This is a genomic window from Psychrobacter sp. JCM 18901 (assembly GCF_000586435.1).
Classification (GTDB): Bacteria; Pseudomonadota; Gammaproteobacteria; order Pseudomonadales; family Moraxellaceae; genus Psychrobacter.
Map to the genome: position 1 here is coordinate 82302 of NZ_BAWH01000010.1, position 19815 is coordinate 102116.

Sequence of the window (19815 nt, forward strand, 5' to 3'; positions counted from 1 at the left end):
ACGATGAAAGATTTATTTGATTTAACCGGTAAGGTGGCTCTAGTAACTGGTGCTAGCGTGGTATTGGTGAGTCTATTGCTCGTTTATTGGCATCAAGAGGCGCACATGTGATTGTCTCTAGTCGTAAGATTGATGCTTGCCAAGCAGTCGCTGATAGCATCAAAGCTGACGGTCATAAGGCCAGTGCTTTTGCTTGTCACGTAGGAGACATGGAGCAAATTGACGCAATTTTTGAGCATATCAAAAGTGAATTTGGTCAAATCGATATCTTAGTTAATAACGCTGCAGCCAACCCTTACTATGGCCATATCTTAGATACAGATTTAGCAGCTTTTGATAAAACGGTTGAAGTTAATATCCGTGGTTACTTCTTTATGTCGACGGCCGCTGGCAAAATGATGAAAGAGCAGGGCGGCGGTGTCATATTGAATACCGCATCGGTCAATGGTTTAGTAGCAGGCGATAAGCAAGGCATCTACTCAATTACCAAAGCGGCAGTCATTAGCATGACCAAAGCCTTTGCTAAAGAATGTGGCCCACTTAACATCCGTGTTAATGCGCTATTGCCAGGCTTAACGGATACTAAGTTTGCCTCTGCATTGACGACCAATGATAAAGTCTTAAAAATGGCGCTACATTCGATTCCGCTAGGACGTGTGGCTGAGCCTGATGAAATGGCTGGTACCGTATTGTATCTAGTGTCGGACGCCTCAAGCTATACCACAGGCGCGACTATCGTTGTCGATGGTGGCATGCTAGCTTAATTAGACAATCTATAAGACATAGGTTAGATAAGAAAGTAATTGTTTAAAACTGCATGAGACTCAAGAACCGCATGAGATTAATTTTCATGCGGTTTTTTTGACTTGGTTTTTTAATAGAATGTCTAAGTAATCTTGGTTTTTCACTATCGAATAAATTGCTAATTTTAAATGAGCAACAACTGTATAGTGGCATAATAAATATGCTAATAGCTACTTGGACAATATAGGAATTAAGCATGAATTCAGTTATCAACAATAAAATAAAAACGATTTCTCAAAATAAAACATGGCTGTTTGTGCCAGCGACTCGCATCGATAGAGTGGCGACAGCCTTTGCTAGTGGTGCAGATGCGGTTATTGTAGATTTAGAGGATGCCGTTGCGCCAGAAGATAAAGCATTCGCACGCGAAGCATTGCAGCAATATTATGACAGTGCAGATTATCAGCCGATTTGGGTACGTATTAATAAGGCAGGTAGCGAAGAATTCTTTAAAGATATAGTGCTCTGTCAGAAGATGCCTAATTTGGCTGGCGTGTTATTGGCTAAAGCCGAGCAAGCAGAAGATATTAATAACGTACATCAGCTTACCAATTTACCAGTGATTGCACTGATTGAGAGTGCGATAGGATTGTATCAAATCGATAGTATGGCAAAAGCAGTCGGCTTGGCCGCGTTTAGTTATGGATTTTTAGATTTGTGCAATGATTTGCAAGTACAAGTAGGAACGCCTGCTGCAGATATCATAGCCAATCGAATTCGCTATCAACTAATCCTGACGTCAACAGTGCATCAATTATCGCCGCCCATCGATACCATTTATCCTGATTTCAATGATGAAATAGGGCTAAGCGCCCGAGTGCAATTATGGTCACAGATGGGTATGTCTGGAATGCTGTGTATCCATCCCAAGCAAGTGGTAGTCGTCCAACAAGCATTGCAACCAACAGATGAGACTTTGTTATTTGCACAGCGTGTAGTCGAGGAGTACGAGCGCAGCGGGCAGGCAGTATTCGAAATAGATGGAGAGATGGTCGATGCACCAGTGATTGAGCGTTGTCGTCAACTGTTGGCAAAGTAGCAGACCAATCCGTATTCAGTTAAATATAAGTAATCGGTTCAATATAATTCAGATACTAGGGCGTGTCCTCAATTCAATCGATAGTTATCTAAATGGGTTAAAAATGGCTAAATCTTGCCACATGGCGTCAAATAGCTGACTAATATCTCGATATTATCTGCGCTATTTTCCTTGTTTGACTGCGATTTATCTCATTTTTATCGCCATTCTTAAAATGAGGACACACCCTAGAAAGCCGAGTGAAAGTATTACAAGTAGTATACTAAGCGAGACTGACACCGTACCTAATTTATAGAGGATTGACTATATAATGCTTTATCACAAACCATATCCATTCACATTCGATAAAAGCAAACTATGATTTTCATTAATAATAATATCAGCCTCAATGATAATGAGGTAGAGATCAGCGCCATACGAGCGCAAGGCGCAGGTGGCCAGAATGTCAATAAAGTATCTTCTGCCATTCACCTGCGTTTTGATATTAACAACTCAAGTCTGAGTGATGAGTACAAGCAGCGACTGCTAAATAGCAAAGATAGCCGAATAACCAAGGAAGGTGTGCTAATTATCAAGGCGCAGCAGTTTCGTACGCAAGAGCGCAATAAAATAGATGCGCTTGAGCGTTTACAAAGTTTTATCACCAAAGCCACTTACGTTAATAAAACCAGAAGGCCTACCAAGCCAAGCAGAAATGCCAAACGTAAACGTAGATAAAAAGACCCAGCGCGGTAAGACAAAGGCTTTACGCGGTAAAGTAGATTTTTAGAGAGTTTGTGATAGTAGGTTTTGTCGTTGAGAAGTTGTGCGGCAGAAAACTTATAGAACAAAAATCGTAGAGGTTATGGCAATTTTCGAATTTATAATGGTATAGGCAATTAACTATCACCTATACCATTCTTCTAAGTTAACGACTTATTTAGAATGCACCATTAAGTCCAATAAATAGGCTGGTCGAGTCGTCGTCATTACCTTGTGAATGTGTGACACCAGCATTGGCATTCAATAGGCCAAAGCTTCTAGATAGGCCAAGTGTCATAGCAACGTTATCATCATCAGTTTCGACCATAGGCGTTTCAAAGCTGATATTTGGTAGCGTATTTAAACGTGCGGTTACCGCTTCGCGATTGTCACTCAGCTGCTTTTGGTAATGAATATCACCAAATAAGTTGAGGTTCTCCATCAAGCTATGATTGGCTTTGAGACCAAGCTTGCCATATGTCGTAGAGTATTTCTGCTCATCGAACTGCATAGCAATGCCAGACGTCTCTTTTTCTTTGAGTCCGTCAATTTTTACGCGGCTCGCTGTGGCACCGATATAAGGCGTAACGGCAATATTGCTCACTTGCATTGGGTACTGCCTGCAAGTTGGCATAAAAGCGCTTGCCATCAGCATTTGACTTAAACTGCTGTTGGTTACTACCAAGTGTGACAGCACGTGTGACATCGACATCCATGTTGCTAAATCCTGCAGCACCATTGATCTGTAAACCGCCAAACTTGTTGCTATGATAGACACCAAAACCAACTTCTCCCAGATTAATATCACTCAAACCTGTACCGACATCTGAGTTTTCAAAGTCCTTCTGAGTGATGTTACCGTATAAGCTGTCACTGCATTGGCTGAATTAGGATGAGCAAAATCTACACCAAGCAATACTTGGGTATTATTATCACCATCAAACCCTGCAATTTCTTGATTAGCGACTTCACCGACAGCCCATAGTGTACGATCAGGTTTTTGCTCACTGCTCTGGATTTGGTTGACGTGTGACTGTAAGCGCTCATTGGTTGCAAGTCCGGTTGTCGTTGCAATATGTGGCAAGACGCCGATTAAGCTAGGCGCTGTGACTACAGCATTTGCATAGTCAGCAATCAGTTGATGGGTAGCACCTGTTGGATGTATGCCATCAGCGAAGAAGTAGGTTTCGTTGGCATTTGCTTCTACAAGAGTATCAGGTCCACAAGTTAGAGAGCTATTGTTGTCACCGCAAGCTTCATCGGTGACATTAGTGAAACCATACTGAGCAGGCGACGCAATGATCTCCTGAGTTAAGCTAAACATATCTAGCGGTATGATATTAGCGCCAGTACCTGCGACGCCACTAAGCATAAACTGATTGTAGAGACTGGCTGCATCAGTTGCCGCTCTTTGGGCTGCCAAAGCCTCTGCAAGTTCTTGACCTTCTAGATCAGGGTCTGGAACAAACCTAGGCGTCAGACCGACATCAGGAATATTGGGTACTAAGATATATTTGGCACCATTGTCCTTTAGTGCCTTAATCGTTTCGGTTTGGCTAGCTACTGCACCTAGGATGGTCGCTTGGGCACTAGCAGGATTTTCAGCTTCACCTGCAGCAAGCAGGTCATTTGCCCCTGCCCATACGACATAGAGTCCATTAGGGTCTACTTTGTTATTAGCGAGATAACTATTCACTTGGCTATTGGCAGAAGCTACTGGAATACCGAAAGCAGCAACATCTACGCCAGCTCTTGCACCGCCAATGGCATAATTATCCCCAGTTTGACTACCGTCATAAGTATTGGCGACAGAGGTTGTACCCAATTGCTCAGCGAATGAGGTCGCCCATGTATTATCAGGATTGGTAGTAAACTGACCTGAATCTGGAAGCCCAAAATTATTTTGAGTTAGAGGACTAAAGTATCCCCCATCGGTCAGGCTATCACCAAAAAAGGTGACACTGTCATAAGCATTCGCGTGAGCAATACCAGCGATAGATAGGCTGACAGCCAGTATGCTTTTGGTAAAAGTTTTGAGAGTGGTATGGCTAATTTTAGAACGTGAAGTATTACGAGGCATAGCGACTTCCTTGTCATCAATGTAATAGTTTGTCAACCGAGTGTAACCACTTTTTAGAAAGCTAGCAATCGTTTTGATTGCAAAATTGCAAGAATATTGCCTGATTTAAGTAAGTTTTTAGAGCATAAAAAGGGGGGAGCAAGTATTAAAAAATCATACTGTCTCGCTCACATAATATTTTGTTTCCTTCTATGTAATTATGCTGTAAGCACCTGATTTCTATTCAGTTATTTTTATTGAAAAGTATAAGGCTTATCTGTCGACATTGCTTGTTTAACTCAACTAACTGCCCAATCGTAAATAGTATCAAAGCAGCACTCCACAATAAGATAGTCAGACTAAATGCGTATAAAGATGTCACTGGCGGCAATAGCAAAGTATAGCTAGCAGTATCAATACTATAGAAACTGAAATTAAGCTTGTTTTTGTGGACGCAATAATAAGGCCAGTCCAAGTGCTACAAAAGCTGCGATACCAGATATCATATAACTGATACTAAAATCCCCAGTGATTTCTGCAAGATAGCCTGCGGCCACTGGTCCGAGAGCTTGTCCACCTGAAAAGGCAAAAGTTAGCGCCGCAAGCGCACTTGCCGCTGCAGCGGGTCCAAAATAGTCTCCCGCCGAAGCAGACATAATGACAGGAACACTCCAAACCACTAAGCCAAACAGAATAATGGACGAATACAGTCCGAAATCCCAGTCAGTCAGTCCGACCAACAGATAAGCGATGGCAAGGAAGAAAAAAAGCCAGCGCCAGACCAAGGCGTCTACCAATATGGTCAGAGATCCAGCCAAATAATATACCTGAGAACATGCTGAGTAGGCCAATCCATGCCCAAACCCCACCCGCAGTTGCTTCACTCAGTTGATACGAGCCAACCATACTGGTGACAATGAAGGTGACGTAAACCATGTAAGTGGCGCCATAAATGGCAAAGATGACACCCAAATGTACGAGCAGCTTAATATTACTACGTTCTAGTTTTTTCTTATTTTTAACAGGTAAGGTGGGTGCGCGCCCTAAAGGATTTTGACTAACATCGTCTGGATGATTGCGAATTAAAGTAAAAGTAAGCCAAGCTACCGCAATATTAATCACGGCAAAAATTAGCCAGCCTGTCTGCCAAGACAGTAGGGTAGAGATAGGTAAGAGTTTGGGTACGACAAAGCCTGATAGAATGATACCAAATCCAGGACCAGCCATGACTAGCCCTAGAGCAAGCCCGCGGTGTGAAGGAAAAAAACCAATGTGACATGACGCTCATCATTGGTAAGACCACGCCACCACTACCGATACCCGTCAACACATAGAGTGCGCACAGTACAGGAAAGCTCGTGGTAAAAGCCATGCCGAGCATCGAGACAGCAATCAAAACAAGGTTTACCGTCGCAGTATTACGAGTACCCAATCGAGGTAGAACTAATGGGCTAAGCATAACTGCAACAAGATATCCTATCAGGTTAGCGAAGCCTAATAAGCCACTTTGGTATAACTTAATCCCAAAGAAGATGACATGGAAGGTAGTAACATACCAAATGCAAATCGACCTAACCCAAGCCCACAGAACATGGCCACAGAACCTGTCGCTGCGACTATCCAAGCGTAATGCAATTTACCCAATCTAAGGGGCGCAGTGTTATCTTGATTTCCTTGAACCTGACTGTCTTGTTGGTTTATTCCATTAGGCATCATAAATCTCCCATAATTCGAGAACTCATAATAACTATCGTAATTGATTTTAATTGTAGATTATAGCGAGCCATTTCCTTGTTTTGAATAGTATCCATTTCACACTCATCCTTTTGTGCTAAATCCCTATCAGTCCTTTATTAAATATACTTATAGCCTAAGCATACTCATGTCCAATAAAATTAGTATAACTGCACCTGAACGTTCGTTCAATGAGTATATAAGCAATCCTCGTAAAGCTTTCATAGATCATAACAAAAAATGCCAGCCCATTTATATGGCTGGCATTCTGCTTATTATTTCTAACGGTTCCTTCCCGACTGCTATTTTTGGCTATCCTTTAATAGCGACTTATCAGCTAGCCAAGTCGCTTACTCAATTCAGGAAAACGCTTGATCATAAATAGCATTAAGAGTAACGCCACAACTGCGATAGCCGCACCTGTGTACCCTACGCTAGATAGTGAAATATGCGTCACGGCATAACCACCGAATAGCGCACCCGTACCAATTCCCAAATTAATAATACCTGAGAACATCGACATCAGCATGTCTTGCGCATTGGCATCGACCATGATGACTTTGGCCTGCATTGAGATAATCAGTAGCATGAGTGCCGCGCCCCACAGTAAGGCGATAAAGCTGAGCGCCCATACAGAGGTCACTGCTAGCAACAGCGCAAGCATAGATACGAGCATCAGTATGGTCGATATCAGCATCAATCTAGTATTGAATCGATCGCCCCAACGACTAAAAATCACACTGCCCACAATTCCTGCTGCACCGAATAGCAACAGTACAAAAGTCGCAGCGTTTTCACTGACATTGCCAACTTGGCGCATAAATGGTTCTATGTAAGAATAAGCCGTGTAGTGCGCTGTAAAGACCAATAAGATAAGCAGGTACAAACAGACTAATAGGGGGTTTTTAAGTAGTTCTGGAATCTTTCTAAAAGACCCTTCAAACATACTAGGTAGCGTTGGTAAGAGTCTCGCTTGTAGAATAAATACAATTGAGGCGATGACGCCAATACCGCCAAAGGTCGCACGCCAACCAAACCATTGTCCAACTAAGCGTCCTAGCGGCACACCCAGTACCATTGCTAACGACGTACCCGTTGCCAGTACGCTAAGCGCCATGGCTTTTTTGCCTTCAGGCGCGACGCGTATCGCGATTGCAGCTGTGATGGACCAAAATATCGCATGCGATAACGCAATCCCAACTCGGCTAATGAGCAGCACGTCAAAGCTCCATGCAAATACGGACAGTACGTGACTGGCAATGAATACGGCAAAAAGACCCAAGAGCAAGCGCTTACGCTCAAATCGACTGGTCAGTAGCATTAGTGGTAATGACATCGCTGCGACAATCCAAGCATAGAGTGTCAACATCCAGCCAGTTTCTGCCGTCGTAATAGAGAAGTCTTGGGCAATGTCGCTCAACAGCGCCACAGGGACAAATTCTGTGGTGTTCATAATAAAGGCACTAACGCCCATCAAAAATACTTGAAAATACTGAGTTCGGCGAGCGTTTGAGCTGGCCTCAAGGTTATGTGTCATAAAATCCAATACAGATGCGAATATTACGTGTGATAGGTCAAAGTGGGGCAGGCTTAATTAGAATACAAGGTTTGCGGGGCAAGATAGCAAGCCCACGTCAATCGTGAAAGGTGTTTTTTTGATAAGGATTGTTAATTGGACGTTTATTGAGGATACTTAAGCAATATGAAACTGTCGCTAATTATACTTAATGCGTTGGGATACTTGCTAACGACTAAACTACAATTCATTTAAAAAGAAGCGACACCAGTTGTCGTAGAAGGTTTTAAACAGCTTTATTTTTATGTGAGCTTATACTATAGTTATTAGGTCAGGCAAAATGACATGAGATAAAAACCAGTTAACCCTCGGAGCGCAACGCTTCACTTTTTAACTAAGTTTTTAAAGCGCTATTTTAGCGAAGTCTTTCTAGTAGTGTTATTTACGTTTAATCTTAAACTTCTACGCCTGTACAAACCTAAAAAACTATATTTATTAATAAACAAAAAACCTAGCAGAAAAAAAGCTCGTTAGCATTGCAAAAATATTAGTGATGTGACAGCGAAAAACTGTGGCTAAAAAGTCTATCAGAATTAAAAGCTACTACCTTACCAAGTCGATTAATTTACTTAACTTTAGAGATAATGACGTCATTTAAACAATGGCGAATAGGCTCGGTTGGCTTAAAATCGGAATTTAGAATATAACAACAACGAAAAACTGCAGCTAAACAACCAGTCAAAATAATAAGGATATAAATATGACGATATTAACATATCAGTTTGAACAAAAGCGTATAGATAATTTCGAGTGGTCGGGTGGCTCAAAGCTATCTGGTATAAAGGCACTAGCAAATGATGAGAAAGGCCGAATACGAAAACAGCCATTGTTTTACCTCGAAACGGTTTCTGTAGACAGTTATGAAGATGATATTTACTTCGTGAACAATACCGATGAGATGCTCAGATGGGTAGCGCCATTTAAACCCTATCGAAGCATGAAAGAAGCCAGAGCAAAGCTAGGCGATACCAGTGATGAAACTTACGTAAAGTGACGCTCTATAGTGATGATATAAATAGCGCATATCAGGATGTACTGCCTAAGCAGGGCGTGCGGATTGGTAGCACTCATATTATGTATGACAGTGATGCGATGATGCAGTGGTTTATACATGTGCCTTATAAGGGGCCAGATACTCATTATGCGATTTGGCAATTTAATGTAGTGGAAAAAGGCGGAATTCGCGGAACTTATCCATTGCTATGGGATGATTTTAGTCAACCCTCGCATATGGTGAGTTGTGATTGTCTGTTTGAGCAAGCTGATATGCTGATAGAGGTCAGTATTTATGAAGAGCGCTGTGCAATGCTTGACAGGCTTATCGGTTCATTTGGGGTGTCCAATGCCATATTCATACTGGCGATTAATGATGTGCTTTATCGTTATGGTGTGGGTTGGAGCGCGCCCTATAGTGAGTCGGATATACAAGCGCAAGACATTGGGATGAAACTAACAGAACAAAAGCCAGAAAATGCAGAAGCGGTGAAAGCTATTGTCCAAGCGGTTTATGACTTTTGGTTTAACGAAGGCTTTGCAAAAAATATCTCAATGCAGGCTTGTGAGGAGCTTTTAAGCTTGTACCAAGCGCAGGTTGCTAGTCAAAAATCGGTTTAATTCATAAACTAAATTACCAAGAATAAGCCTAAATAACAATTAAAAAAAGGAGAACCTTATGATGTTTCCTATTGAAAACAACGATACGTTTTTATTGTTTTTTTCATGGTCTCGATTCAAGCAATGAGACCAGTAAATATACGTGTATCACGCGTGAGCCCAAATACTGTCAAGCGGTCAATTACCGCGAGAGTTTTGCAGAAATATTTGCGATTTATGATGCATTGATTCGCGAGAAAATCGCACAGTACCCACGAGTGGTGTTGGCAGGGCATTCGCTTGGTGGTTGGTTTGCCAATCATTTTGCCCATAAATACAACTTGCGCGCGCTATTGATTGCGCCTTGTATCTATCCAAATGAGGTATTGGCGGACCGTATCCCTGACGTAGTTGATATGAAGCTGTCTTTTCCCACGACCAATACCGAGATAGTACGAGTTATGGTAGAAGTCGATGATGAAAGCTTAGATGTGGCAGTGGCTAGACGAACCTTAGTGAATCTACCTGATAGCTGGGAAGTCGATTATTTCGAAGGAGGCCATCATCGTATCGCCCGTAGCAGTGATATCTGGTATCACGTAACTCATCTGTGCGAAGATCCCATCGTTTGGATGGATGAGGCAACGTATCATGGTGAAGACTGATAGCAGGATAGTCAAAAAAACCGTCGCGACTGATGGATAAATAAACCGCTTAAAACAATTGATTGACATTAAAGACGATCGGTCATAATATCTATGCATGACGATTACTAAGCCAAAAGCCCGTCGAGGCGTCCACCTAATGTTGAACGAGAGTTTACGGATACCCGTGAAGCTCTTTTGAGATCTGGGATGGAGATGCTGACAGAGCAAGGCTTTGCGACTACTGGTATCGATGCCATACTCAAACGTATCAATGTGCCTAAAGGCTCTTTCTACAATTACTTCAAAAACAAAGAAGCGTTTGGCCAGGAAGTATTACGGCAGTACGCGTTATATTTTGCTCGCAAGCTAGATCATTGTTTTTTTAAACGAGCAAGTGTCTCCTATGCAGCGTATTAGTGACTTTGTTGAAGATGCTAAGTCGGGAATGATCAAGCATGAATTTCGCCGCGGTTGTTTGGTAGGTAACTTGGGTCAAGAGATTGTCGTGTTGCCTGACAGTTTTCGTTGTGAGTTAGAAAATATATTGCTTGATTGGCAAGAGCGCTTAGCGGCTTGCTTGCGTCTGGCAGTACAACAAGAACAAATACCTTCTCATAGTGATTGTGATGAGCTGGCTGCTTTCTTTTGGATTGGTTGGGAAGGTGCGGTTTTGCGTGCTAAGTTGGTGCAAGATGTCGGTCCATTAGATACTTTTTTCCGAGGTTTTGTAGCAGGAATACAGAAGTAATTTTTTATTTATATTTTTAGACGACCGGTCTAAATTATTTTTTACTCATTTATAGACGATTGGTCTAAATAGGAGCTACTATGTTTAATGCAATATTAATTGAAAAAAATGACGATGTTTATCAGTCCAATTTGACTGAGATACAGGACACGCAATTGCCAGAAGGGGACGTTACGGTTCGTGTGGCATATAGCACGCTCAACTACAAAGATGGATTGGCCATCACGGGTCGTAGCCCTGTGGTACGCACATTTCCTATGGTTCCAGGGATTGATTTAGCGGGAACTGTGGAAACAAGCAGCCATCCGCGTTACAAAGCTGGCGACAAAGTGTTGTTGGATGGCAAGGTTCGTGGTCGAATAGTTGTTGATGTCAATCGCTAAGCGTTAATTTTTAAGACTTCAACCTTAATATTTCAATGTTGAACCTCGTGTTAGCACATGAATAAATGGTGCATCGAAACGTCTAAGATTGAATGGCAACGTGAAAAAGAATTATTCACAAACGGTCACAAATATCGGTATTTATTTTTTGTCATCTGATGTGCTATCATCATTGAACGAACTATCGTGGGTTTAACAGTTTTGTTATTGCCGACCATGACAATAGTCTAATGGCGGCGTGACAAACCTTGCAACTTCCAGCACGATATAAAACAACTCTGGTAAAGCGCATGAGCCTGTACTCCGACAACCTCATTTGTGCCTGATTTTTTTGCCTATTTGGGCGTATATCATACTTTTTCGTCGGAGTTACAGGAGTCTAAGGTGTTCAATATCATGAGCCACATTGCTAACCCATCTAAATATACCCGTCGTTATCACCCACGCCATTCTCTAGCGCAATATATTATCAATCAAATAGAGTCGCTTGAGCTGCGCCCGCAAGATATCGTCAAGCAAATGGGCTATCCTCTTAAACACACCATACCTGCCTATGACCGCCTGCGCCATGTACTGTCAAGCAAATTCCTTGGGCTTGATGGTAGCTATATGGATAAACACTTTACCGCTGATGAGTTTTTAGCAAAATTGTTTGCCGTGCTTGAAATACCGTATCAGCCATTCGCAGAAGATATTGCGCAGATTAAATACGACTTGGCGAATCACTCTAATACGCTACCTAGATATAGCTTACGAGCGGAAGTAGATTTTGCATTTACGAGTGCTGATAATTGGATGTCTCGTGGCGCGGCTTCACGTTTTGCCCAAGTGCATTTACCTAGCGGTTTTGCCAAATTAGACGATGCTGCCCGTAAATCAGCGATTCAAGACAGCATCTGCGAGCATTATCAGCAGTATGAGGCAGTTTGCCATACGATGGTGTTATCAAAGGTTATCGATTGACTATTGAGCAAAATAACCATGTGGTTGATCATGCAGATTATGGCTTACCAAAATCCAGCAGTATCTAAAATATTTTAAATAGGTAAGTAGCGCGAGTTGTTAATTACATTGATTGAATAATCATATTGACTAGGGCGTGTCTTCAATTCAATCGATAGTCATCTAAATGGGTTAAAAATGGCTAAATCTTGCCAAATGGCGTCAAATAGCTGACTAATATCTCGATATTATCTGCGCTATTTTCCTTGTTTGACTGCGATTTATCTCATTTTTATCACCATTTTTAAAATGAGGACACGCCCTAAAAAAAATATAAAAAAAGCCTCACTTTATCGTGGGGCTTTTTGGTTTTTTACGTTATGTTTTCTTGTAAGAGTCAGATACTGCTAAATGTCAGTTTTATGAAACTCATTTTGGGCCTCAGGTTTAGAGATGGCGCGCCATAAAATCACAAATAGCGCGTCAAACTCTGCATTTAACGGTGTTTCTGTCTGGCGAATGGTATGCATTAAGCCAAGTCGACTGATAAATCCCATAAACACATCGAAGAGTATGTGCAGAGGGACAGTGTCATTGAGCACCCCACGATTTTGACCATCTTCTAATACCGCCAAAAACGCGCCAATTAACTCTTTGTTTCATAGATTGCGATATTACGTATACGCGAGGCCGACACAGAAGACAGCACCATCACCGCATCTGGATGCGAGTCTACAAAATCAAAGCATACCCACAGCGTCTTACGTAGACGATCTTGTACGCTATCAATCCCTTGCAGATGATCCATGATGCGAGCGGCTAATCTGCCGAGCACAATATCCATAATGGTATAAAACAGCGTTTGCTTATCCCCGAAGTACTTGTAGAGCGTTTGCAAAGAGACATTTGCAGACTTTGCAATCTGCGCCATCGTCACCTCGTTAGCGTCAAATCCTGCAAAGACTTTGCGAACGGCCTGTTCAATTTTATCCAAAGTTGCGGGCCGCATATCGGATAGGGGTGCTAGAGATCGAGTTTGCATGAGGCTATCTGACTGACTAAAGGTTTTCATATTTATTGCTTCTTAAAGTATTGGTTATTTGATACGTCCTACCAATTGAATAAATTGCTGACTAATTCTCATCATTAAATTAATGAGTAATTTGAATTACCATTTTTATTTAATAGATTGCGAAGTGGTTTTTCATAGCCTAGTATAAGACTCGTATATTAATAGATATAAAGAATTTATGGCATATCTATAACGTAATATATATTACCATAATTTTTTTTAAAACGACTTAGTTATAGTCAGTTAATATAATTTCGATACAAGGAAACCGAGTGCAAGTTATACATTAGTATGCTTAGCGAGGATGACGATGTAGCGGATTTATATAGACTTGACTATATAGTTGTTCTTCACTTCACCTTGTCAAGGATAGACATCATGAGTATCGAAAAACTTACCCCAAACTGGATGACCGAAGAGCATCAGATGGTGCATGACAGCGCCTTAAAAATGTTTCAATCTTGGGATTCTAAAGATGAGCAGTGGCGCAAAAACGGCATGATCGATCGTGCTGCGTGGGAAGAGGCGGGCGAGATGGGGTTTTTGTGTGCGGCGATACCAGCTGCATATGGCGGCGGCGGCGGCGATTTCGGTCACGAAGCGGCGCTTATCTACGCACAGACCGAAGCCAATCAATCGGGATTTGGCGGTATGGTGCATTCAGGCATTGTCGCGCCTTATATTTTAGACCACGGTACTGAAGAGCAAAAACAAGCGTGGCTACCCAAAATGGCAACGGGCGAATATATCGGCGCTATCGCCATGACCGAGCCTGGTACTGGCTCCGACCTACAAAACATCAAAACCTATGCGGTAAAAGATGGTGATGACTACATTATCAATGGTTCTAAGACTTTTATCACCAATGGTCAACACGCCAATCTTATCCTATTAGCATGCAAAACAGACCGTGAAAAAGGCGCACAAGGCGTCTCACTTATCATCGTAGAAACGGACAAAGTAGAAGGGTTTGAGCGTGGACGCAATCTCGACAAGATTGGTCTGACCTCGCAGGATACCTCAGAGTTGTTCTTTAGCAATGTACGTGTGCCACAAAAAAATCTACTGGGTACGGTAGAAGGTATGGGCTTTATCCAAATGATGCAGGAGTTGCCGCGTGAGCGTTTAATCATTGCGCTATCAGGAGTTGGCTCGATGAAGCTTGCTATCAACTTAACGCTAGACTACGTAAAAGGGCGCGAAGCCTTTGGCAAACCTATTTGGAAGTTTCAAAATACCCGCTTTAAGATGGCGGAATGCTATGCCGATTATCTCGCTGCCAGTACCATGTGTGATGCGGCAGTCGATGCGATGCTTGAGGGTAAATTATCAGTACCGCATGCCTCATTAATCAAATACTGGGTTACCGAAAAACAGTGCGAAGTCATCGACGAATGCGTGCAGCTATTTGGTGGCTATGGCTATATGACAGAATACCCTATCGCCCGTTTATATGCCGATGCCCGTGTGCAAAAAATCTATGGCGGCACCAATGAAATTATGAAAGAGCTGGCGTCACGCTTTATATAGATGCTTATATTATAAGACTACAATAACTATTGTTTATTTAAAAAATAAAAAAAGGATTTTTTTATGACTGAGACTGCTTATATTTATGATGCTATCCGCACGCCACGGGGCAAAGGAAAAAAAGGACGGCTCCTTGTATCAAGCGTCACCAATTTGGCTGACACGCACCTTATTACAGGAGATGCAACAGCGCCACAACTTGGATACCAGTTTGGTAGATGATGTGGTACTTGGCTGCGTAACACCGGTGGGTGAGCAAGGCTCTGATATTGCCCGTATCGCTGTGATTGATGCTGGTTGGGCACAAAATGTGGCAGGTCTTACCTTGTCGCGCTTTTGTGCCTCTGGTTTAGAATCTATCAATTTAGCGGCGGCCAAAGTCATGTCAGGTATGGAAGACATGGTGGTGGCAGGCGGTGTGGAGTCTATGAGCCGTGTGCCGATGGGATCTGATGGTGGTGCTTGGTACATGGATCCACGGGTCAATGAAGCCACGCATTTCGTACCGCAAGGCGTGGGCGCGGATACCATCGCGACGCTCAAAGGCTTTAGTCGTAGTGATGTCGATGCCTTTGCCACCGAGTCGCATCGCCGCGCGGCACAGGCTTGGGAGAAAGGCTATTACGATAAGTCTGTTGTCCCTGTTACCGATATCAATGGCATGATGCTGTTAGATAAAGATGAAACTATCCGATCTAATACCAATGTCGAGACCTTAGCGGGTCTTAAACCTTCCTTTATCATGCCGGGAAAAATGGGCTTTGATAGCGTTATCTTGGACAGATACACCACGATAGAAACCGTGAGTCATGTGCATCATGCGGGTAACTCTTCAGGCATCGTTGATGGGGCAGCTATCTGTTTGGTTGGCAGCGCGGCGGCTGGTCAAAAAGCAGGGTTAAAACCACGCGCCAAGATCACAATGGCCTCAGTCATTGGCTCAGAGCCTGCCATTATGCTCACAGGTCCAACGCCAGCTTGCCAAAAAGCCCTTGATAAAGCGGGCATGCAAGCTTCTGATATAGACCTTTGGGAAATTAACGAAGCCTTCGCTGCTGTGCCGATGAATACTGCTGATGATTTTGGCATCTCGCTTGATATCGTCAATGTCAATGGTGGTGCAATCGCTATGGGTCATCCGCTTGGGGCAACTGGCGCGATGCTCATGACGACAGTCCTTGATGAGTTGGAACGCCGCGACTTACAGACTGCTATGATTACGCTATGTGTGGGCGGTGGTATGGGAATTGCCACTATTATCGAGCGTATTTAACCTTTCTCTAAAATAGACTGAAAACCAATTAGACTAAAACGCAATATACAAAGAATCATTTAAGGGATAAAAATGATGACAAATAACCAGACAGCAGATGCGTAACAGCCATTAATGAATTAGAAAACTTCTCTGCCCAACGTGATGACGATGGTATCGTCACGGTCACGATTGACCAAAGCAAACGCAAAATGAATGTCATCGGTGATGGCTTTACAGAGTCGTTCGCCACAATAGTCGATAGTTTCATCAATGATGACGCAGTCACAGGCTTAATTCTTACATCGGCCAAAGAAACCTTTGTGGTTGGCGCAGATATTGATCAATTGAACCAGATAAAGACAGCCGAGCAAGCGTTTGCATTGACCGAAGAACTAAAAGGTAGTTTGCGTAAGCTTGAAACCTCAGGTAAACCTGTCGTCGCTGCTATGACAGGAACCGCATTAGGTGGCGGTTTGGAGCTTGCATTGGCATGTCATTATCGTATTGTCATTGACACGCCGAAGACCAAGCTTGGTTTGCCTGAGGTGAGACTGGGCTTGCTACCTGGTGGCGGCGGTACTCAGCGCTTACCGCGATTGGTCGGTATTCAGGTGGCGTTGGAGTTGATGACGCAAGGCAAGGAGCTTCGCGCAGCAGTTGCAAAAGACATTGGACTTATTGATGCAACGGCCACTGCTCAAGCGGATATGCTGAAGCAAGCAAAAGACTGGATTCAAAATAATCCAAGCGTGCAGCAGCCATGGGATAAGAAAGGCTTTAAAATCCCTGGCGGCGATAGTAAGCATCCAAAAGTAGTGCCTATATTCTCTATCGCCCCAGCCATGGCCAATCAAAAATCTCATGGCAACTATCCAGCGATTACTCACATTATGTCTTGTGTGTTTGAGGGCTGCTTGGTAGATATCGATACGGGACTTGAAATCGAGTCGCGTTATTTTGCCGCTTGTGTGCTGTCGACTGAATCTAAAAACATGATTAACACCTTATGGACTCAGCTGAATAGCATCAAAAAAGGTCAGTCTCGTCCTCAAGGGTTTGAACGAACAACCACCAAGAAAGTCGGTATCTTGGGCGCTGGCATGATGGGTGCTGGCATTGCGTATGTCACTGCCAAAGCTGGTATCGATGTCGTTCTGCTAGACACTGACATGGCAGGCGCTGAAAAAGGCAAAGCGTACTCTGCCAATATTTTGGACAAAGCGATCAGCCGAAAGCGCGCTACCGAAGAGAAAAAAACAAGCTCTCCTAAAACGTATCACGCCAACAGTTTCTTACGATGATTTGTCAGATTGTGATCTTATTATCGAAGCAGTGTTTGAAAACCGAGAAATTAAAGCCAAGTGTACTCAGCAAAGTGAAGTAGTGATTTCAAACACGGCCGTATATGCTTCTAATACCTCAACGCTACCGATTACTGGATTGGCAAAAGCCAGTACGCGACCAAACCAGTTTATCGGTCTGCATTTTTTTCTCGCCAGTAGACAAGATGCCGCTGGTTGAAATTATCATGGGCGAGCAAACCGACGATGCGACATTGGCCAAAGCTTTCGACTATGTTGTGCAAATAGGTAAAACGCCTATCGTCGTCAATGATAGTCATGGCTTTTATACCTCGCGGGTATTTGGTACCTATGTTTCAGAGGGCATTGCGATGCTAGGAGAGGGTGTGCATCCGCGTAGCATTGAAGTTGCCGGACTGAAAACAGGTATGCCGATGCCGCCCTTAGCATTGCAAGATGAAGTGTCATTAAGCCTCGCATTGCATGTCAGCGAACAGCAGCAAGCGGATATGGTAGCCGAAGGTAAGCCAATCGTAGTGCGTCCTTCTTACGAGATACTAAAAACACTGGTCAATGAGCATGGGCGCGAAGGTAAGAAAAATGGCAAAGGATTCTATGACTATCCAACAGAGGGTGATAAGCATCTATGGCCTGAGCTGATAAATCTATATCCGCCAAAATCAGAGCAACCGTCGCAGCAAGATTTGGTTGATCGGCTAATGTTTATTCAAGCCAATGAATCTGCCAAATGCTATGAGGAAAATGTCGTGCGCTCAGTTGCCGATACCAATATAGGTTCTATCTTTGGTTGGGGATTTGCTCCGCAGCACGGGGGCACGCTACAGTTTATCAATGCAATGGGCGTGAGTGCGTTTGTTGAGCGTAGCCGTGAGCTGGCTGCGAAATATGGTGAGCGTTTTGAGCCTGCTCAAATCTTGCTAGATATGGCAGCCAAAGGCGAGGCGTTCTCCGATGACTGACATGCATTTATCAAATCATGATCAAATGGCAGACTGTCTACAAGGGTTACGAGTGATCGATCTGACTCGTAATCTACCTGGGCCTTTTGCTACGCGTTTGCTTGCGGACTTGGGTGCAGACGTCCTTAAAATCGAACCCAAACAGGGTGACCCTGCTCGAGTATTTGGTGAGCTCTTCGCAGCTCTAAACCACGGTAAGATGACCGAAAAGCATGACTTTCATGATCCCAAAGCGATTGAGGCGATAAAAGCACATCTGAAAAAGGCTGATGTGATGCTAGATAGCTTTCGCCCAGGTGTCTTGGCAGAAATGGGACTAGATGCTAAGACCTTGCATGTCATCAACCCAAAACTAGTAATAGTGTCAATCACTGGCTATGGCGTAGCAGATTGTCATTCAACAGAAGATGCTGACTCAGAAGATGGCTCTCAAGTGAATCATGACTGGGCCAATAAGGCAGGTCACGATATTAACTTTATGGCTATGAGTGGTGTGCTTGACCAGCTAAAAACAGCGCAGGGTGAGCAGGCCATGCCTAATATCCAGTTTGCGGATTTGGCAGGTGGTAGTGATACAGCAGTGATAGCACTGTTGGCTGCCGTATTTGCCGCGCAGCTACGGGCAGGGGACGACACGTTGCTGTTAGTATGACGCACAGCCTTTATAATCATATGGTCATGCCAAAGGTCACAGGCAAACTGATTAATAGCCTTTCAGGAAATGGCTTAAACGACACTCTACTGCCGCAGCATGACTTTTTGGGCGGTGCATTGCCATGCTATCGATTGTACCAAACCGCTGATAAGCGGCATATGGCCGTTGGTTCCTTAGAGCTAAAATTTTGGCAAGGGCTATGTGAGGTATTGGAACTACCGTCGCTTAAAGAAATACACTGGCAACTTGGTATCATGCCCAATAGACCTGAGAGTGAAGCTGCGTCCAACACAATCGCGGAAAAATTCGCCAGTCAAACGCTTGAGCATTGGCAACGTGTATTTGCAGCAACGGATGTCTGTGTGACCCCTGTGTTGAGTTTACATGAAGCCAAAGTTCACCCTTTATTTGCACATCAAGATGAACATCACGCGACGTCAGGGTGGCAGCAAGTAAGTTGATAATTGGTATGTGATTAGCTCTGAAGAAGAGTGAAAATTGGATTAGCACTTGAAGGCGATACCAAGCTGCTACTGGCTAGTATCGTCTCTTTAGTCTGTATTATTCTGACTGCCTGTCTAAAGTAGATTGAACTTGTATATTTATAACTGTCTATCTAAAATTGCCTGAATAAGAGACAATACGCCCATAAATCTTAAAGTCTTACGGTACTGAAAAATAGTAGTACGTTCAAAGACCCTTAGAGATTGAGCAACACAGACATTTAATAAATTCAACTTAAGTAAAAAGGCAGTT

At 43.2% G+C, this 19815-nt stretch carries 21 protein-coding genes and 4 pseudogenes; 16 read left to right on the forward strand and 9 right to left on the reverse strand.

Features of this window, described 5'->3' with window-relative positions:
- The first annotated feature begins 3 nt into the window (after positions 1–3).
- The 3 genes and pseudogenes from TT11_RS09020 to arfB all read left to right on the forward strand — a co-directional run bounded on the left by TT11_RS09020 (position 4) and on the right by arfB (position 2612).
- Positions 4–764: pseudogene (locus TT11_RS09020) on the forward strand (SDR family oxidoreductase).
- Positions 765–1000: 236 nt separating this feature from the next.
- Positions 1001–1843, forward strand: a complete 843-nt coding sequence (locus tag TT11_RS09025) for a CoA ester lyase (protein WP_261870115.1) — start codon at positions 1001–1003, stop codon at positions 1841–1843.
- Positions 1844–2200: 357 nt separating this feature from the next.
- Positions 2201–2612, forward strand: a pseudogene (gene arfB / locus TT11_RS09030) (alternative ribosome rescue aminoacyl-tRNA hydrolase ArfB).
- 150 nt (positions 2613–2762) lie between these two features.
- Here the strand turns inward: arfB and TT11_RS09035 are convergent.
- The 7 genes from TT11_RS09035 to TT11_RS09065 all read right to left on the reverse strand — a co-directional run bounded on the left by TT11_RS09035 (position 2763) and on the right by TT11_RS09065 (position 7914).
- Positions 2763–3194, reverse strand: a complete 432-nt coding sequence (locus TT11_RS09035) for an autotransporter outer membrane beta-barrel domain-containing protein (RefSeq protein ID WP_261870118.1) — start codon at positions 3192–3194, stop codon at positions 2763–2765.
- Positions 3130–3396, reverse strand: a complete 267-nt coding sequence (locus TT11_RS09040) for an autotransporter domain-containing protein (RefSeq protein WP_261870119.1) — start codon at positions 3394–3396, stop codon at positions 3130–3132. Before TT11_RS09040 ends, TT11_RS09035 begins: the two co-directional genes overlap by 65 nt.
- On the reverse strand, positions 3393–4664 hold the full coding sequence (locus TT11_RS09045) for an SGNH/GDSL hydrolase family protein (RefSeq protein WP_261870120.1): 1272 nt from the start codon (positions 4662–4664) through the stop codon (positions 3393–3395). Before TT11_RS09045 ends, TT11_RS09040 begins: the two co-directional genes overlap by 4 nt.
- Positions 4665–5077: 413 nt before the next feature.
- Entirely contained in the window at positions 5078–5383 is a 306-nt protein-coding gene (locus TT11_RS09050) for a YbfB/YjiJ family MFS transporter (RefSeq protein ID WP_261870121.1), read from the reverse strand.
- Entirely contained in the window at positions 5367–5915 is a 549-nt protein-coding gene (locus tag TT11_RS09055; RefSeq protein WP_261870161.1) for an MFS transporter, read from the reverse strand. Before TT11_RS09055 ends, TT11_RS09050 begins: the two co-directional genes overlap by 17 nt.
- Positions 5916–6137: 222 nt before the next feature.
- A complete protein-coding gene (locus tag TT11_RS09060; RefSeq protein ID WP_261870122.1) occupies positions 6138–6356 on the reverse strand; it encodes a hypothetical protein in 219 nt (72 codons plus the stop codon).
- A gap of 358 nt (positions 6357–6714) precedes the next feature.
- Entirely contained in the window at positions 6715–7914 is a 1200-nt protein-coding gene (locus TT11_RS09065) for a sugar transporter (protein WP_261870124.1), read from the reverse strand.
- A gap of 739 nt (positions 7915–8653) precedes the next feature.
- On the opposite strand from TT11_RS09065, the gene TT11_RS09070 reads away from it, so the two are divergent.
- From TT11_RS09070 to TT11_RS09100, 7 genes are all read left to right on the forward strand, one after another.
- Complete coding sequence (locus TT11_RS09070; protein WP_261870126.1) at positions 8654–8947, forward strand: hypothetical protein; 294 nt, start codon at positions 8654–8656, stop codon at positions 8945–8947.
- The gene (locus tag TT11_RS09075) at positions 8944–9567 is read left to right on the forward strand and encodes a hypothetical protein (protein WP_261870127.1); all 624 of its coding nucleotides are present in this window, start codon (positions 8944–8946) and stop codon (positions 9565–9567) included. Before TT11_RS09070 ends, TT11_RS09075 begins: the two co-directional genes overlap by 4 nt.
- Positions 9568–9638: 71 nt before the next feature.
- Positions 9639–10211 (forward strand): alpha/beta hydrolase, encoded by a 573-nt coding sequence (locus TT11_RS09080; protein ID WP_261870129.1) that lies wholly within the window; start codon positions 9639–9641, stop codon positions 10209–10211.
- 177 nt (positions 10212–10388) lie between these two features.
- Positions 10389–10610: a TetR/AcrR family transcriptional regulator gene (locus TT11_RS09085; RefSeq protein ID WP_261870130.1), complete on the forward strand. Its 222-nt coding sequence runs from the start codon at positions 10389–10391 to the stop codon at positions 10608–10610.
- Positions 10597–10941, forward strand: a complete 345-nt coding sequence (locus TT11_RS09090; protein ID WP_261870131.1) for a TetR family transcriptional regulator C-terminal domain-containing protein — start codon at positions 10597–10599, stop codon at positions 10939–10941. The genes TT11_RS09085 and TT11_RS09090 overlap by 14 nt, the downstream gene beginning before the upstream one ends.
- A gap of 131 nt (positions 10942–11072) precedes the next feature.
- Positions 11073–11324, forward strand: coding sequence for an alcohol dehydrogenase catalytic domain-containing protein (locus TT11_RS09095; RefSeq protein WP_305079977.1), 252 nt, complete (start codon positions 11073–11075; stop codon positions 11322–11324).
- Positions 11325–11720: 396 nt separating this feature from the next.
- Positions 11721–12287: a hypothetical protein gene (locus TT11_RS09100; protein WP_261870132.1), complete on the forward strand. Its 567-nt coding sequence runs from the start codon at positions 11721–11723 to the stop codon at positions 12285–12287.
- 386 nt (positions 12288–12673) lie between these two features.
- Here TT11_RS09100 and TT11_RS09105 read toward each other — a convergent pair whose 3' ends face one another.
- Both TT11_RS09105 and TT11_RS09110 read right to left on the reverse strand, forming a co-directional pair.
- On the reverse strand, positions 12674–12901 hold the full coding sequence (locus TT11_RS09105) for a hypothetical protein (protein ID WP_261870134.1): 228 nt from the start codon (positions 12899–12901) through the stop codon (positions 12674–12676).
- Between the two features lie 11 nt (positions 12902–12912).
- Positions 12913–13260, reverse strand: coding sequence for a TetR/AcrR family transcriptional regulator (locus TT11_RS09110; protein WP_261870136.1), 348 nt, complete (start codon positions 13258–13260; stop codon positions 12913–12915).
- A gap of 456 nt (positions 13261–13716) precedes the next feature.
- Between TT11_RS09110 and TT11_RS09115 the strand changes: the two genes are divergently transcribed.
- The 6 genes and pseudogenes from TT11_RS09115 (at position 13717) to TT11_RS09140 (ending at position 19520) form a co-directional block, all read left to right on the forward strand.
- Positions 13717–14868: an acyl-CoA dehydrogenase family protein gene (locus TT11_RS09115; protein WP_261870137.1), complete on the forward strand. Its 1152-nt coding sequence runs from the start codon at positions 13717–13719 to the stop codon at positions 14866–14868.
- Positions 14869–14931: 63 nt separating this feature from the next.
- Positions 14932–16141: pseudogene (locus TT11_RS09120) on the forward strand (acetyl-CoA C-acetyltransferase).
- Between the two features lie 191 nt (positions 16142–16332).
- Positions 16333–17424: an enoyl-CoA hydratase-related protein gene (locus TT11_RS09125; protein WP_261870138.1), complete on the forward strand. Its 1092-nt coding sequence runs from the start codon at positions 16333–16335 to the stop codon at positions 17422–17424.
- Positions 17330–17644, forward strand: a complete 315-nt coding sequence (locus TT11_RS09130; protein ID WP_261870162.1) for a 3-hydroxyacyl-CoA dehydrogenase NAD-binding domain-containing protein — start codon at positions 17330–17332, stop codon at positions 17642–17644. The genes TT11_RS09125 and TT11_RS09130 overlap by 95 nt, the downstream gene beginning before the upstream one ends.
- Complete coding sequence (locus tag TT11_RS09135) at positions 17631–18404, forward strand: 3-hydroxyacyl-CoA dehydrogenase family protein (RefSeq protein ID WP_261870140.1); 774 nt, start codon at positions 17631–17633, stop codon at positions 18402–18404. The genes TT11_RS09130 and TT11_RS09135 overlap by 14 nt, the downstream gene beginning before the upstream one ends.
- A gap of 1 nt (position 18405) precedes the next feature.
- Positions 18406–19520 (forward strand): annotated as a pseudogene (locus TT11_RS09140) (CaiB/BaiF CoA transferase family protein).
- Positions 19521–19815 lie beyond the last annotated feature (295 nt).

Excerpts from the sequence above, each read along its gene's own strand:
- TT11_RS09025 (WP_261870115.1), top strand. The coding sequence starts at position 1,001 with ATGAATTCAGTTATCAACAATAAAATAAAAACGATTTCTCAAAATAAA.
- TT11_RS09035 (WP_261870118.1), bottom strand. The coding sequence starts at position 3,194 with ATGCAAGTGAGCAATATTGCCGTTACGCCTTATATCGGTGCCACAGCG.
- TT11_RS09045 (WP_261870120.1), bottom strand. The coding sequence starts at position 4,664 with ATGCCTCGTAATACTTCACGTTCTAAAATTAGCCATACCACTCTCAAA.
- TT11_RS09060 (WP_261870122.1), bottom strand. The coding sequence starts at position 6,356 with ATGCCTAATGGAATAAACCAACAAGACAGTCAGGTTCAAGGAAATCAA.
- TT11_RS09065 (WP_261870124.1), bottom strand. The coding sequence starts at position 7,914 with ATGACACATAACCTTGAGGCCAGCTCAAACGCTCGCCGAACTCAGTAT.
- TT11_RS09070 (WP_261870126.1), top strand. The coding sequence starts at position 8,654 with ATGACGATATTAACATATCAGTTTGAACAAAAGCGTATAGATAATTTC.
- TT11_RS09090 (WP_261870131.1), top strand. The coding sequence starts at position 10,597 with ATGCAGCGTATTAGTGACTTTGTTGAAGATGCTAAGTCGGGAATGATC.
- TT11_RS09100 (WP_261870132.1), top strand. The coding sequence starts at position 11,721 with ATGAGCCACATTGCTAACCCATCTAAATATACCCGTCGTTATCACCCA.
- TT11_RS09115 (WP_261870137.1), top strand. The coding sequence starts at position 13,717 with ATGAGTATCGAAAAACTTACCCCAAACTGGATGACCGAAGAGCATCAG.
- TT11_RS09125 (WP_261870138.1), top strand. The coding sequence starts at position 16,333 with ATGAATGTCATCGGTGATGGCTTTACAGAGTCGTTCGCCACAATAGTC.
- TT11_RS09135 (WP_261870140.1), top strand. The coding sequence starts at position 17,631 with ATGCCGCTGGTTGAAATTATCATGGGCGAGCAAACCGACGATGCGACA.